General features: G+C 37.7%; 15 protein-coding genes. 3 read left to right on the forward strand and 12 right to left on the reverse strand.

Features of this window, described 5'->3' with window-relative positions; all coding sequences use genetic code 11:
• Nucleotides 1-73: 73 nt before the first annotated feature.
• The 7 genes from P0077_RS06070 to P0077_RS06100 form a co-directional block, all read right to left on the reverse strand.
• Entirely contained in the window at nucleotides 74-2,938 is a 2,865-nt protein-coding gene (locus tag P0077_RS06070) for a T9SS type A sorting domain-containing protein (protein WP_276168240.1), read from the reverse strand.
• Between the two features lie 242 nt (nucleotides 2,939-3,180).
• The gene (locus tag P0077_RS06075) at nucleotides 3,181-3,747 is read right to left on the reverse strand and encodes a hypothetical protein (protein WP_276168241.1); all 567 of its coding nucleotides are present in this window, start codon (nucleotides 3,745-3,747) and stop codon (nucleotides 3,181-3,183) included.
• Nucleotides 3,748-3,803: 56 nt separating this feature from the next.
• Nucleotides 3,804-4,511: a hypothetical protein gene (locus P0077_RS06080; RefSeq protein ID WP_276168242.1), complete on the reverse strand. Its 708-nt coding sequence runs from the start codon at nucleotides 4,509-4,511 to the stop codon at nucleotides 3,804-3,806.
• Between the two features lie 160 nt (nucleotides 4,512-4,671).
• The gene (locus P0077_RS06085; protein ID WP_276168243.1) at nucleotides 4,672-4,911 is read right to left on the reverse strand and encodes a S41 family peptidase; all 240 of its coding nucleotides are present in this window, start codon (nucleotides 4,909-4,911) and stop codon (nucleotides 4,672-4,674) included.
• Nucleotides 4,908-5,351 carry a hypothetical protein gene (locus P0077_RS06090; RefSeq protein WP_276168244.1) on the reverse strand — a complete coding sequence of 148 codons (444 nt, stop codon included), beginning with the start codon at nucleotides 5,349-5,351 and terminating at the stop codon, nucleotides 4,908-4,910. Before P0077_RS06090 ends, P0077_RS06085 begins: the two co-directional genes overlap by 4 nt.
• 90 nt (nucleotides 5,352-5,441) lie before the next feature.
• Nucleotides 5,442-5,984 carry a DinB family protein gene (locus P0077_RS06095; protein WP_276168245.1) on the reverse strand — a complete coding sequence of 181 codons (543 nt, stop codon included), beginning with the start codon at nucleotides 5,982-5,984 and terminating at the stop codon, nucleotides 5,442-5,444.
• Between the two features lie 27 nt (nucleotides 5,985-6,011).
• Complete coding sequence (locus P0077_RS06100; protein ID WP_276168246.1) at nucleotides 6,012-6,587, reverse strand: hypothetical protein; 576 nt, start codon at nucleotides 6,585-6,587, stop codon at nucleotides 6,012-6,014.
• 303 nt (nucleotides 6,588-6,890) lie between these two features.
• On the opposite strand from P0077_RS06100, the gene P0077_RS06105 reads away from it, so the two are divergent.
• Both P0077_RS06105 and P0077_RS06110 read left to right on the forward strand, forming a co-directional pair.
• Nucleotides 6,891-8,039, forward strand: coding sequence for a sensor histidine kinase (locus tag P0077_RS06105; RefSeq protein ID WP_276168247.1), 1,149 nt, complete (start codon nucleotides 6,891-6,893; stop codon nucleotides 8,037-8,039).
• A gap of 51 nt (nucleotides 8,040-8,090) precedes the next feature.
• Nucleotides 8,091-8,432 (forward strand): hypothetical protein, encoded by a 342-nt coding sequence (locus P0077_RS06110; RefSeq protein ID WP_276168248.1) that lies wholly within the window; start codon nucleotides 8,091-8,093, stop codon nucleotides 8,430-8,432.
• Nucleotides 8,433-8,436: 4 nt separating this feature from the next.
• Here the strand turns inward: P0077_RS06110 and P0077_RS06115 are convergent, their stop codons facing one another.
• Together P0077_RS06115 and greA are read right to left on the reverse strand one after the other, a co-directional pair.
• A complete protein-coding gene (locus tag P0077_RS06115) occupies nucleotides 8,437-8,829 on the reverse strand; it encodes an HIT family protein (protein ID WP_276168249.1) in 393 nt (130 codons plus the stop codon).
• Nucleotides 8,830-8,841: 12 nt separating this feature from the next.
• Nucleotides 8,842-9,318 carry a transcription elongation factor GreA gene (gene greA / locus P0077_RS06120; RefSeq protein ID WP_276168250.1) on the reverse strand — a complete coding sequence of 159 codons (477 nt, stop codon included), beginning with the start codon at nucleotides 9,316-9,318 and terminating at the stop codon, nucleotides 8,842-8,844.
• 144 nt (nucleotides 9,319-9,462) lie between these two features.
• Between greA and P0077_RS06125 the strand changes: the two genes are divergently transcribed.
• Entirely contained in the window at nucleotides 9,463-9,900 is a 438-nt protein-coding gene (locus P0077_RS06125) for a Rieske (2Fe-2S) protein (protein ID WP_194528911.1), read from the forward strand.
• A 6-nt stretch (nucleotides 9,901-9,906) separates the two neighbouring features.
• On the opposite strand, the gene P0077_RS06130 is transcribed toward P0077_RS06125, so the two are convergent.
• The 3 genes from P0077_RS06130 to P0077_RS06140 all read right to left on the reverse strand — a co-directional run bounded on the left by P0077_RS06130 (nucleotide 9,907) and on the right by P0077_RS06140 (nucleotide 13,886).
• The gene (locus tag P0077_RS06130) at nucleotides 9,907-10,566 is read right to left on the reverse strand and encodes a YqgE/AlgH family protein (RefSeq protein ID WP_276168251.1); all 660 of its coding nucleotides are present in this window, start codon (nucleotides 10,564-10,566) and stop codon (nucleotides 9,907-9,909) included.
• A 55-nt stretch (nucleotides 10,567-10,621) separates the two neighbouring features.
• Nucleotides 10,622-11,611, reverse strand: coding sequence for a Gfo/Idh/MocA family protein (locus P0077_RS06135; protein WP_276168252.1), 990 nt, complete (start codon nucleotides 11,609-11,611; stop codon nucleotides 10,622-10,624).
• 109 nt (nucleotides 11,612-11,720) lie between these two features.
• On the reverse strand, nucleotides 11,721-13,886 hold the full coding sequence (locus P0077_RS06140) for a TonB-dependent receptor (RefSeq protein WP_276168253.1): 2,166 nt from the start codon (nucleotides 13,884-13,886) through the stop codon (nucleotides 11,721-11,723).
• Nucleotides 13,887-14,154: the final 268 nt, after the last annotated feature.

Raw genomic sequence — 14,154 nt, forward strand, 5'->3', positions numbered from 1 at the left:
AGCAAAGGTATGGAAATTGCATCCTGCCTTTAAACTTTCAACTTAATAATCTAAAGAATATTCAGAACTAAAATTATTCTATAATAACCTTTTTAGTGCTCATTTTATGCTCTGTACTGATTTGCATCGTATAGACACCAGCTTGTAGGTGTACAATTTCCACAAAGAAAGTATCTTCATTTTTCTTTTCTGGGATGCCATCTAGTACCATTACCCCACGAGCACTGAACAGCTGAAATCTAAGAATTGTACCATCGCTACTTTTTACATAAATACGTTCTTTGGCAGGATTTGGATAAAAGCTCAGGTTTACTTCATCGCTATCTTCGATAGTATCCGTTTCTATACTTGTGCAATCTTCACCATTTTCCATTTGTTTCTTAATGTCGAAAACACCCAAAGAACCACCACATGATAATCCTTCCCAACGTGCCCATAATTGATAGGTACCAACAGAAAGTTCAGAAATTTTGATTTCGTCAGACTCAGCATCAAATAGATAATCGTAATTGACGCCTCCATCTACGCTTACTTCAATCTGATTAAAATCAAAATCGGACTCCAGCTCAAAAAGAAAAGTACCATCAGCACCTTCACAATTGGCATTAACAATCTCAACAGCAAGTTCAGGCACCTTTATAGGTTCTATCTGCACCGTAATTCCCAAGGTTTCGCAGGATTCATCTTCCCACTTACCCAGAACATCATAAGTTCCAATTGTAAGATTTTCAAAAACCACAGACCCAAGAGAATCTTTAAAGGATTCAAAAGTTTTTCCTCCATCTATACTCAACAGCACCGTACTAAATCTTGGATGATCATTCAGGTACACTTTAATACTTCTATTATCATCGGTACAGGTCTCAGTTGTTACAAGCAACTCAGGCGTAAGTGTTAAAGGAGTAGGCTCTTGAATTTTAAATGTTCCCAATTCTTGAGAACATGCGGCATCCATTCTTTCAACTACAACCGAATAATCGCCATATGGAACCGAAACAGTTAAACTATCTTCATTGGGTAGCCAAAGCTCGTTTGTGGGTTCTATGCCCGCAATAACTACATTGAGCGCACCAACAGTATTGTTTCTATTCAATTGAATTAAACCGTCTGCGCTGCAAGTAGCCGCAGTAATAGCTACGGAAACATCCATATTGTGTTGGTATAATTCTGCTGGATCGGATATTACGAATTCTCCACAAAAATTACTTGCTATACAACGAAATTGAGATTGTTCTTTGTCACTGGCAACAACAGTTAATTGATTAGTAGCTACGCCGGAATAGCTATCATTATTCATTAAATCGACCCAAACTCCTTCTATGTTTTCCTGCCATTTCCAATTATGGGCAAAACCAACATCAAAACTGAATTTCGCTGTTTCTCCTTCTACACAAACTACCTGATCTGACGGCTGGCCCGTTACAACCAAGGTCTCGCAGCACACCCAATTATAATCCATTAAATCTCTTCCACAGACCGACTCTGTAGTACTTTTATTGGTGACGAACTCCCCTCCAAAACTATCTATTTCGCTCAACTCACGTTTTTGTTGTCCTGGCCCTACCGAAAAATGCATCACCTCACCCGAGTTGATCACATGACCCAACTGATGGGCATGACCTATTTCATGTAGCATTACAGTTTCAAAATCAAATTGCTGGTTGCTTGGCAATCCGTCGCCATAATACCAATTGTAATCATCGTTGACCACGACTTCTATTTCAGAGACGAACCACTTAATGGTTCCTTCCTGGAAACAACCTTGATAACGTGACCGCGCATAAGCTAAGGTATTTCCACTAAGTTCATCCCCATTATCAAAACGTACCACGTTTATACCGTCCGCTGCATCTTCATCTACAGCGGTAACCTCTCCTATTTTAAAATTTACACCCGTAGCACATGACCAAGTTTCAATTAATTTACTGAAAGCTTCAGTGGCGCCACTATTTTTTGAAAATTCGGTTTCATACTGAAAGCTATAGCCTCCCATACCATTATCGGATGTCAACTGGGTTTCATATGCATTGGCAGTTACATTTGTTGTGTATTCAATATTAATGTGGTCATACCCAATAAGCAGACTTTCTTCGCTTATAAGGGATTCACCATTGGCCTTGTCAATCCGAACTGCACCTGTACCTGCCCGATACGGCACCTCCAGTTCAATGTGATCGTTAGACCACTGTTTTACCTGACTAGGCAAAGCAGCGATGTACGTATTTCCACCACTATTGGCATCGGGAAACAAAACAGACCCTTGCTCGTTTCCAAAATCGGCACCTGTTATAGTAAGTAGGTTTCCTACGCCGGCATGAATTTCAAAATTAGTATGACTGTTTTCTTCCTGGGTTGCAACAATTGATTTTTCAACCGAAGACACGCCAGAAAGTTCCGAATCTTCTTGATCCCATAACCCGACATCCAATATTGCTAAACCGGTACTATTGGTAATCTGACCGTATAAGTCTCCAGATATATCCATGTAACTTTCATATATCCCTTGAGCAGTACCGATGGGCAAATCATAATGAATATACCCCAAAACCCCTTCTGTAGGACGATATAAATCTGAAGAGATAGGCAAATTAACTAAGTTATCTTGAAGCATAAACAGGCCCATGTCACCCACTTCTAGTTCTAAAGCACTGGAAACCCTGTCCATTTGTAAACCAACTACACCACCTTTGGTGACTACATGAATAGTACTAGCTGTAAAAACACCTTGAAATACCTTAAAAACTTCAACTTCATTTACAGTATAAATGTTTTTGTTATCTGAATCCCAAAAACTTTCTTGAGAGCGAACTTTACCTTCCACCACCAAAGGCGAGGCCGCAATTAAATTTTCTAAAGGTTCCGGAACGGTCATACATTGCCCTTGAAGTAAAATGGATAGTGGCAAAAACAGGAATAAACAGAATAATCTTTGAAGCATTTTGTAGTAGGTTGTAGTCAGATTTGGGGTCTGAGTTGTGATACATGTTTCTACCTACGCAACAAGGTTTTTAAGGTTTTGGTTAAAACCAATTTTTAGATAAAACGCAGTACTTAGACTATTAACGGAATTTATTGAGAGAATCGTATGCTGTTAATGACATTTAGCTGTCAGCTCTATTTGCTTTATACAAATTCAACCAGATATATTCCAAACCGTATGAAGGGTGCTATTATATAGCGTTACTGCACTTTATTTTCTACCTCGTACAACTCAATTGCTTTTAGATAATTCATTGCCCCGTTCATTGTCATATCATTAACAAAACCATCTAACTCAGGATGATTTACCTTTACCCAGCTTACGAGTGTATCTCTTTTTGTCTGCCAAATATTCCAATCTGGACCTTCGTAATCTAAATCTTCAATTTTTGAGATTTTATTAGAACTAAAAGAAATTTTCACCTGATACTCCAACGGATTATTTTCTAAAAATGCATTCCGAAGGTTCTTTTGCCCAATAATAGCGATAACCTCATTACCCTTTTCCTCCAATTCTATTATCTCATAAGATGATTTAAATATAGAATCCCATTTAAACATTGCGTACAAACTAGCATGGTTGTAAGGAACAACGAAATCTCCTGAAACTATGGTTAGGCTATCGTTTGCAACTTCTTTTATTTTATTGAAGTTACCACTATCAAAGGCTTTGTAATATGCAGTAACTGTTTCTTTATGCGTTGGTTTTTGGGTGTTGCAGCCGGTTAGGGCTAATAATAGCGATAGGATGAGGATGGTGGGTTTCATGGGTTATTCAAGTATTTTTAAGAATTGGGCTAAAGATTTTTATAGGAAGTTTTGTTTTAGTTTTTTTTTAAAAGTAATGGATATACTTCTCCCGAATCATGTTCATCAATTATAAACATGAAATTATCTTTGTAATTTAGTGATTCAAATCCACGATTCTTATCGATTTTTACTAAAACATCGTGAATTGCAATCATTCCTTCACACTTATGAAGTTCAATTAGTTCATCATATCCTTCAACTAATTCGATATCGTTGAATTCTTCCATTTCTATGATATCTCCATCTTTCAGTTCATCAAAGTTGATATGATCGTTTGTGTATTTTTTAGGTAGATTTTCATGATGTAAACTTTCAAGACTATCGAAAAATCTTAATCCAATACCTGGGCATGCATAAAATTCTGTTGTGAAATCATAATCGAATCCCATATCAAATTGGTCAACCTTTACTTGGAAGTCCTTCCATTCGCCAATACCATATGCGGTAGCCTCTACATTCTTTTGAAAGAAATAATCATATTCAAAAAGGATGGCATGTAACTCTTCTTCTTTTTTTATTCCTTTTTCAGGATTTGACCACCAGTCCTTCAAGTTTTGAAGAACTTCAATTTCCAATTTCTTTTTGTAATCTTCAAAATTGAACTCTTTTAAATTTTGAAAAACAGTTTTTAAAAGGTTATCTAGATTTGAATTGGATTCAAGAGTAGATAAGTAGCTATTTCTTTTCTTTATTAAATTTTGTCTAATTGTTTCGTTGTTCATTTTTTAAGCATAATTAATGTTAACTTGTTTGTATACGAAACGTAGGGTGCAAAAGACACTAACTTATAGGATTAACATAAAGCTATATTTTCTAAACGTCTTATGCTACGATATTTCTCTCCAACTAGCCATTCGATTGCTTTTTCTTTGGGATTGCTGGTTATAATGTCGGGGGAAATTTGACCTCCATATATTTTTTTGTTCTATCGGCCATAATTGTTGTTGTAAGGACAATTTTTGCTCCATCACATAACAGATAAACCACATTTCCGGTAGATAATCCAGCTGTATTTTTCCCAAAGAATTTTGTGGATGACAATCCTTTAAAGGTAATGGTTATGACCTCTCCTGAACTGGCGGTCATTTCACCGATTACAACAGTAATCTTAGGTGGTTTCATTTGTAAAATTCAATTGTTGCTGATTCAGTCGATTTTCTCACAATGTTACAATTGTTAAATCCGAGTTTTTTTGCCCATTTTCCAGTCGCAGTTTTGAAAGCACAATACTCTGGTTTTTCATTACTAATACAGTCAAGGAAGATTTTTAGGTTAGTTGACATTCCATTTTCACAATCTGCAAATTCTTCATCCTTATTCCAACTACCTATGATTTTTTTTATTTCAACTTCTTTATTAAGCTCATCAAATACTTTTGAGAAGGATTTAAATCCTAGACCTTTCTGTTGATATTCTAGATTTATTCTTACTACAGAAGTTAGTACGCCGTATTTGTTAATATTACCTTCTACCGAACCAATTGGCTCTACATTTTCATTCAAAATAGTATAACTCTTGGAATCTTTTGTTTCAGGGTTATCATCAAAGTATGTTATTTTCATTTCAAATGGTAGCTAAAAATCGTATATAGCAACTAGTTGCAATACCTCTATTTCATAAATAATTTAAATTGCTTATACTACCTAACAGCCTTATTGATACAAAACATACCTCGGCGGCTTAAGTCCGTTCAACCGCATATACACTAACATTTGAGCACGGTGGTGGGTTATATGGTCTGACAGCAATAATAGAATCTGCCTTTTGCTTCTTTGTGCCCCAAAATAATCTAGCTCTTCACCTAGTTTGGTTACATCATATTGTTCAATGAACTTAATAGTTTTATCAAACACGGTAGTAATAGTTTCAATCATTTCTTTCTTCGATTTTTCATCTACTTTAAGTTCGGTATCCGTTTCCCAATCTCTGGCTTCGCGACCTCCCATTAACGACTGACTGTGCCAATCCATGGCCCAACCAATATGCATTAAATGTTCGGCAAAACTCATTGCTTCAGGCACAGCCTTAAAATGGTATTTATCTTCTGGCATAGACTCCGAAACTAACAGCAGATACGCTTTAGAGGTTTCCATTCTTTCTAGATAATCTTCAATAAAAATAGCATCTTGGGCAAACACATGCGTACCCATAGAAAAAAATAGCACTAACAGGGAGAAAATTGATTTCCGTTTCATAGTGGATTATTTATGTAATGCATATATCTAGTTTGGCGGATTTTTACAAACGTTTACGATTCTCTCTAATCTATCATTAGTTATCCATTGTCTTCGTTCATCATCATTTTGACTATTCTTAGAAAACCGTTTACTAATAAGAACAAATAAGAACTCATTCCAAGGGGGTATGCTTGGCGATAATTTTCTTTCTAGAAATATTCGTGTTCTGTCTCCGGTCTTTTTTAACTCAACACGGTCGTGCCAGTCATTTTTAGAATTTCCCCATGCGAATAATTTAGGTGGCTCCCAAAAAACTACATATGTATTAGTCTCATATTGCGAAGTAAACCCCTTTCTCTTAAAAACCGTTCCTGGTTCTATCTCATCAGGCATATCTTCAAACTCCGAATAATACCCAACCGTATAATATGCCATATTTTTAGGGTTGGTTATATGCTTCCAACATGTTTTAATATCTACATCTACCAAACCATCTGCCTCTTTAAAAATGCTATCAACCCTACCCTTTTTCCGCCTTCTAGTTTCATAATCTATAATCCAGGCAATTAGAACAGACAGCCCTACACCTATAATTGCCAATATAATTTCAGAAAGCTCCATATGATAAACTCGCGATTAATTGCCCTAAGAATCCGTACCAGAATAGCAGCAATAAAATTGCTAACCCCTTACTTTTAAAGTATATACTAATCTTTACTCCCTTTAAAACTAAGAATAAAACCTGTCACAACTTACATTTAGCTTAAGAATTCAGCTACTTATTTGTGACACCCCTATAATAAAGGGTTGGCAAGACCGCCCTACACCAACACTATCATATTTTCCTGATATTTACGTTATCTTTGATGAGTTCTGCTTAGAATAAAACTTAAGCAAGCCCAGTTTCTAAAGCTATGTATCCCAATGAATTTTAATTCCAAAAACAGGACCACCAATCTTACTTTACTCATTGCTTCGTTTGGTTTTGTAAGCCTGATTTTGTGGAACACAAATAGTTTTTTCAGGCAATTTAAAGAAGAAGAACGCCTAAAAATGGAAATTTGGGCAACCGCACAATCTGAATTTCAACAATCATCAGAAGAAATGGATTTAGGAAACCTTCACCTTAAAGTGTTTCAGAACAATACCTCTACTCCAATGATTCTGGTAAATAAAGACGGATCGGTAAAAACCAATAATATGGATAAAGAAAAGGTTTCCGATTCGGTCTATGTGCAAAATCAAATTCTGAAATTTCAAAACGAAAACATTCCTATTTCCATTGACCAGCAAGGCACACATTTGGCTACCCTATATTACGGCAACTCTGAAGTTCTAAATAAACTTAAGTACTACCCCATTGCACTTCTTCTAATTATATTTCTATTTGCAGCGGTCATTTTTTTCTTCTTCAAAACGAACAAAGCCTCCGAGCAGAACAAATTATGGGCCGGTATGGCCAAAGAAACAGCACACCAAATTGGTACGCCACTTTCTTCTTTATTGGGCTGGAACGAACTTTTGAAAACCGAAAACATCAATCCTGAAATCACAAAAGAAATAGCCAAAGATATCTCTCGTCTTGAAACTATTACCGAACGTTTTTCCAAAATTGGGTCTTTGCCCAAATTGGATTCCCATGATATTGTTAAAGAAACAAAAGATGCCTACGAATATCTTAAATTGCGAAGTTCTAAACTTATTGAGTTTTCTTTTGCGTCTGATGCTGAAGAACTTCCTGTACTATTGAACCATTCTTTGTATAATTGGACTATAGAGAATCTTGTAAAAAACGGTATTGATGCCATGAAAGGCAAGGGAAGCATTCATATTGAAATCATTAGCGAAGGAAAACAGGTACACATTCAGGTTTCGGATACGGGTCATGGAATTCCTAAAAGCGATTTCCAAGCCATCTTTAACCCTGGGGTGACCAGCAAAAAAAGAGGATGGGGATTAGGCTTATCCTTAGTGAAAAGAATAGTTGAAGAGTACCATAAGGGGAAAATAAAAGTACTTTCGTCGAATAAACAGGGTACGGTTATGCAACTTACGCTAAAGACCCTAAGTTAGAAGGTCCAAATTAAAAAAGAAGTACAATCTTATATTTTTATACAGAGTAAAATGGCAAATGAAAAGTTAGTGGTTATAAAAGAAGCGGACCTGACGAACAACTGTCCGGAATGTTTTAATCAAGATTTAAAGCTTTCATTTTCCCAAAAACACAAGCAGGGAAAACTTTTTAACTCCATTACCAATGAGGTTTCTTCTAAAATTGTTTGTAACAAATGTGGAACGAACATCTACCCTGTAAGTTGGACAGAAGACATAGAACGAAGCTTTGAGTATTACCAAAAAATGGTCATACCACACCGTAGTACGGTAACATTTACTTCTTTATTTTGGATACTTAGCCTTGTGGCAATTGCCGTAGTAGCGGCGGTTGTTACATTCTTGTTGCAATAAAACCCTACTGAAGTGCGGCTTTAATCTGAGCCGCCGTTTCTTTAAATTCTTCCTCTGTAAGCGAGACCTTATTCTGAAACGTAGCATTTTGCATTGTCGTGAGCGGTATAAGGTGCACATGAACATGAGGCACTTCTAAACCAATAACCGTCATTCCCACTCTTTTGCAATCTATAGATGCCTCTATAGCCTTGCCAATTTTTCGTGAGAATGCCATAAGCCCCATGTAGGTTTCTTCATCCAAATCCATAATCTTGTCCACCTCCTTTTTAGGTATGCACAGGGTATGCCCTTTTGCATTGGGGTTGATATCTAAAAAAGCAAAATAGTTGTCGTCTTCCGCTATTTTATAACAGGGAATTTCACCATTTATAATTTTCGTGAAAATAGAGGCCATTCGTATACGGTTTTATGATCTTGTAATCTCTAAAATATCAAATTTTAAAGTACCGTTCGGCACGGTTATCTCAGCAATCTCACCCACTTTTTTACCAAGCAATCCTTTACCAATGGGAGAATTAACAGATATTTTACCAGCTTTTAGATCAGCTTCACTTTCAGCAACCAATGTATATTTCATTTCCATTCCATTGGTCTGGTTTTTCAACTTTACAGTAGACAATACCAAAGCTTTAGAGGTATCCAACTGCGATTCGTCAATAAGGCGAGCGTTTGAAAGCGTTTCCTCCATCTTAGAAATTTTAAGCTCTAGCAAGCCTTGTGCCTCTTTGGCGGCATCATATTCGGCATTTTCAGATAAATCACCTTTATCGCGCGCTTCAGCAATAGCCTGGGACGCTTTTGGACGCTCAACATCTTTTAATTGGTTAAGCTCTTCTCTCAACTTTTGAAGACCTTCTTTTGTATAGTAAGATATGTTACTCATGTGGTACTCATTTAATAATCTTGTAAAATAGGAAAATCCTCTACATAAACCGATACATTGACCGTTATTTTAGAGAGGATTTAACGCAAATATACATAATTTTTGTTCACTTTTGTTTCATGTATTTTAAATGACAATTCTTCTATGAAGTATTTTTTAGGCACCGTTCTTATCATATTCATGTTTTCATGTAGTAATGACGGCGCAATCCGTAATCCATACCTTCAAGAATTAGGATTTCGGTTTGATATGAACCTGAACCTACCATTATACAGTGGGCTTACCAATCTTGGTAGTGTTGTTTATATAGACAATGCAGGAATAGGAAACAGAGGTGTGTACGTTATTAAATCCGGCTTTGATCAACTCCGTGCCTTTGAAGCTTCTTGCCCAAACCATATTCCCAATGAATGTTCAACAATGACCTTAGAAGGGCAAAATGTTACCTGTTCCTGTGAGGATTATGAGTACAGCCTTTTTACGGGTCAATTATTGAACCGTCCAGATGATGGCAACCGTTATTACGACATGTTGGAATACCGAGCCACGCAAAGCGGTAATGTTGTAATTATTAGCAACTAACCTTCTTTATTCATTTCTATAACGGTCCATTATTGTTTTAAACAGCTCTCCTGTTGATGGTGGTGTGTAGGATATGGCATTAGCACCAGCTTCAATGGCAGATAGAATGGTTTCGTCTGTTTTTCCCCCTGTGGCAATAATGGCTACCTCATCATCAATATCACGTATGCGTTTGATGATATCCGTTGTTTTTCCGGCTCCCGAGACATTAAACACATCAATACCCGCTTGTATTCTACCTTTAATATCGTCCTTTTCGGATACGATGGTTATGGTTACGGGAATATCTATTCTATCCTTCAATTGCCTGATAAGGTCATTGGGTGCCGGTTTGTTCAAGACTACCCCCAAAGCACCTTGAAAATCTGCATGAACCGCCAATTCTACAGAACGGTTACCTGTTGTAATTCCTCCACCCACGCCACAAAAAATAGGCTTGTCCGCAGCTAAAATCAATGCATTGGAAATGGTAGGCTGTGGTGTAAACGGGTAAACTGCAATGATAGCGTTGGCATTCGTATTGCGAATAATAGCCACATCCGTACTGAACAGAAAAGACTTCAACAATTGTCCAAAAACACGAATACCCGAACACTCGTCAATTATCTCCGGAACAGCCACAATATTCTTGCGTAGCTTGCTACCAAAAGCAGGTACTTTTTTCATGTTCTTAATTGATTATGGTGATTTTGTTCTTTGGGTAAACTTGAAACTAATGCTATTACAAATTATCTAGAATACTATCCATTACCCAACTGGTATGTAAGGCAGTTTTTCCTGTAGACGGATGCCGTTGTCCTTCCAACAAATCTGCTTTCAGGTTTTCAACATGAAACTGTTGCACATGTTTTGGGTGTTCTATAAAAAGTCGTTTTTCACCCATTTCATTCTCTAATACAACATCGGCATCTTCAAAAACAGAAAAACTGATTTTACCTTCGCTGCCATAAATCTCAACACTGTCCTCTCTTTGTTGGGTTCCAAAATTCCATGTTCCAGAACCTGTTATTCCGTTCTCATGAAACCAATGTCCTGTAATAGCATCTTTTGCCGTATAGAGTCCTTGTTGATTAACGGCCGTACCGGAAGCGCTTTCAAAATCGCCCAATAAAAAGGCAAAGAGATCTAAGCCATGACTGGCCAAATCATCAAAATATCCTGCTGGAGCCACTTTTGCATCGGTTCGCCAATTGTACTCACCGCTCAAATCTACAGCATTGGCAGGCTTGCCCAAGAACCAACGAATGTGACGTACTTCACCTATTTTATCTGCATCCAGCCACTCTTTCACCTTTAAAAAACGAGGCAACGAACGGCGATAATAAGCAACAAACAAAGGCAAACTCTTATCTTCAAAAGCATTTTCAATTTCAAGGCTTTCTTCATAGCTAGACGCCATGGGTTTCTCAATACAACAAGGCTTTCCCGCTGCAGCAACCTTTAGAGCATACAGCTTGTGACTATCTGGTGGAGTAGCAATATAAACAGCATCTACCTCAGGGTCGTTTATAAGGGCCTCCGCATCTGAGTAATACTTGGCCACACCATGCCTTTTAGCATAGTCGGCTGCCTTGGCTTCATCTCGACGCATTACGGCAGTTACTTCAAAACCTTCCGTTTTTTGATAGGCAGGTCCGCTTTTCACTTCGGTTACGTTACCGCAACCCAGTATGCCCCACCGAATTTTTGTTTTATGTGCTGTTTCTTCCATATAGCCCGACTTTGAATCCGTAGTAAAAATAACGGATTTAACGACAGCTTGTCATCAGCAATGAAACTATTTCAACAAGTTTTTAACCCAATCAAATACCAATAAAGAATTAAAACCGAACCGTTGCCCCGAACAGGAAATTAATTCCCGCTTGCGGATAATACCCAGCACCCTCAAAAGTTTGAACGGCACCTGAACTATCATCATCATAGGTATAGAAATAGCCGTTAGAAACTATATCCTCATCAAAGATATTATTCACCAAAGCAGATAACGTAATACTCTTGATGCCCGATTTAAAACCAAACACGTACTGTATATTCAAATCTGTCTGTGAATATGCGTCCAAAATAGAATTATCCGAATCTATATTCCCCATATATTGCTCGCCAACGTATTTTGACAAAGCGGCTATCCGAAGATTCTCTATAGGCGAATAAGCGATACTATTACCAATTACCACATTAGGCGAATACGCCATATTTGTATTCCCTAAATCAAGAAGTTCACCGTCGCGTTCAAAATAGAAATCTAAATTCTTATTAGTACTAACAGCAATATTAGGTTGTATTTGCCATTTGTTTCCTAAGAGAATATTGGCGTCCAACTCAATACCTGCCCGGTAACTGTCTCCAACATTTTCACGTAATGGCGCCCCAACGTCATTTAATTGACCCGTTAGAACCAGCTGATCTTTATACCTCATGTAATAGGCGTTGGCATTCAACTGAAAAGCATTGGAGACATAACGCCACCCCAACTCAAAGTCGTTTAGTTTCTCTGATTTTGGGTTACCGCTTTCGTAATCGTTTCTATTAGGCTCGCGATTGGCAACTGCATAGCTGAAATAGAAATTGTTGTTTCGGTTTAAATCAAACACCACTCCGGCTTTAGGATTGAAAAAGTGAAACGTATCATCTACCAGACCTGTTTCCTCGCCATTAGCCGTATACCCGACCCTTCTATATTGAAGATCTCCAAAAAGACTCCATTTTTCATTAAATCCGTAGTTCACTTTGGTATAAAAGTTGAAATCCGATTTATTAGAATCATCTTCATAATAGCGGTCACGAATCTGATTATCATTTGAATAACGCGCCCAAATTACTTCTCCAAAATGATCGCCTTGGTAGGAATTCCACCCTCCGCCTAAAATAACATCCAAACGGTCTTTGGTATAATTAGCAGAAAAAACCGCGCCATAGAACTCATTATCTAGCCAACGACGACGAATTAAATCAGTTGTATTTATGGAATCTCCATCTACTATAATCGGCTCAAAACCATAGGTAGCAAATTTATCCTCTTGTTTGTACTGCTCAAAAAACCCGCTGCCTTTTGTAAAGTGAAATGCTATGTTGGTACTCCAATTATCCGAAATTTTTTGATTCCACAGAAGTTGCGCATGGTTCTGCTTATAATCATCTACCTCATTATCATAATACCGCTCAACCCCATTCTCATCCTCATAAGCTCCAGCCGAATTATATGTGCGGTTCTCTTTTAAAGTTTGTGCATCTATTCCGTTCCACGATTGATAGGTAACTTCATGTCCCCCAAAAAGCAATGCTTTTAGTTGTGTTTTAGCATCTGTGTAAGCCGCTTGAAGAAAATACGAGTCTAAATCCGAGGAAGCTCTGTCTACATAACCATCCGAAGTTATTCTAGACAGCCGGCCTGAAATTTCAATATGGTCATTGAGCAATCCCGTACTAAACTTCACGTTATTTCTGAGGGTTTTAAAACTACCTACCGAAGACGAAATTTGAGCATACGCTTCGTCCGAAACGGCATCCGTCAATAAATTTAGGCTAGCACCAAAAGCGCCCGAACCATTGGTTGACGTACCTACACCACGTTGCAACTGCAAACTCTCCGTGGACGATGCAAAATCTGGCATGTTCACCCAGAACGTACCATGGGATTCAGAATCGTTATAAGGTATGCCGTTTATAGTAACATTTACCCGTGTATTATCACTACCACGCACCCGAATACCCGTGTACCCAACACCCGCACCGGCATCTGAGGTAGTTACCACTCCTGGCAAGAAGTTCATAAGAATAGGAATATCCTGACCCAAGTTACGCGATGCGTATTCTTCTTTCTTAAGGTTGGAAAAGGTTACCGGAGTTGCTTTACTGACTCGGATTGCAGAGACAAAAACCTCATCCAAGTCAATTTTCTTACCCTCAACCGAATCGATTTTTTTTTCTTGTGCGAAAAGTTGGGTGGTCATTGCTGAACAGACCAAAAGCATAACAAAGTACTTCATTCGTATCTATTAACTACGAATAAAAGGGGCGTTATTCTTATTTTTAATTGGATTTCGTCCGATTACGGACCTACATAAATATTCCAAGAAGTGAAAAATTCACTTTTCCCTTGACAGCATTACCCGTCCAGGTTCATTGGGTATAATCTCAGCTTATCTTACAACCATAAAGAGCATTTTACGCCTTTGCCATAGTAAGAATTAGCACCCCTTTGAGATGCGGCAAATATAACTTTGTCTTCTTACATATCATAACGATTTGACCAAA

Origin of the sequence: Zobellia alginiliquefaciens (assembly GCF_029323795.1) — a bacterium.
Taxonomy (GTDB): domain Bacteria; phylum Bacteroidota; class Bacteroidia; order Flavobacteriales; family Flavobacteriaceae; genus Zobellia; species Zobellia alginiliquefaciens.

Excerpts from the sequence above, each read along its gene's own strand:
- P0077_RS06070 (WP_276168240.1), bottom strand. The coding sequence starts at position 2,938 with ATGCTTCAAAGATTATTCTGTTTATTCCTGTTTTTGCCACTATCCATT.
- P0077_RS06075 (WP_276168241.1), bottom strand. The coding sequence starts at position 3,747 with ATGAAACCCACCATCCTCATCCTATCGCTATTATTAGCCCTAACCGGC.
- P0077_RS06080 (WP_276168242.1), bottom strand. The coding sequence starts at position 4,511 with ATGAACAACGAAACAATTAGACAAAATTTAATAAAGAAAAGAAATAGC.
- P0077_RS06085 (WP_276168243.1), bottom strand. The coding sequence starts at position 4,911 with ATGAAACCACCTAAGATTACTGTTGTAATCGGTGAAATGACCGCCAGT.
- P0077_RS06090 (WP_276168244.1), bottom strand. The coding sequence starts at position 5,351 with ATGAAAATAACATACTTTGATGATAACCCTGAAACAAAAGATTCCAAG.
- P0077_RS06095 (WP_276168245.1), bottom strand. The coding sequence starts at position 5,984 with ATGAAACGGAAATCAATTTTCTCCCTGTTAGTGCTATTTTTTTCTATG.
- P0077_RS06100 (WP_276168246.1), bottom strand. The coding sequence starts at position 6,587 with ATGGAGCTTTCTGAAATTATATTGGCAATTATAGGTGTAGGGCTGTCT.
- P0077_RS06105 (WP_276168247.1), top strand. The coding sequence starts at position 6,891 with ATGAATTTTAATTCCAAAAACAGGACCACCAATCTTACTTTACTCATT.
- P0077_RS06110 (WP_276168248.1), top strand. The coding sequence starts at position 8,091 with ATGGCAAATGAAAAGTTAGTGGTTATAAAAGAAGCGGACCTGACGAAC.
- P0077_RS06115 (WP_276168249.1), bottom strand. The coding sequence starts at position 8,829 with ATGGCCTCTATTTTCACGAAAATTATAAATGGTGAAATTCCCTGTTAT.
- greA (WP_276168250.1), bottom strand. The coding sequence starts at position 9,318 with ATGAGTAACATATCTTACTATACAAAAGAAGGTCTTCAAAAGTTGAGA.
- P0077_RS06125 (WP_194528911.1), top strand. The coding sequence starts at position 9,463 with ATGAAGTATTTTTTAGGCACCGTTCTTATCATATTCATGTTTTCATGT.
- P0077_RS06130 (WP_276168251.1), bottom strand. The coding sequence starts at position 10,566 with ATGAAAAAAGTACCTGCTTTTGGTAGCAAGCTACGCAAGAATATTGTG.
- P0077_RS06135 (WP_276168252.1), bottom strand. The coding sequence starts at position 11,611 with ATGGAAGAAACAGCACATAAAACAAAAATTCGGTGGGGCATACTGGGT.
- P0077_RS06140 (WP_276168253.1), bottom strand. The coding sequence starts at position 13,886 with ATGAAGTACTTTGTTATGCTTTTGGTCTGTTCAGCAATGACCACCCAA.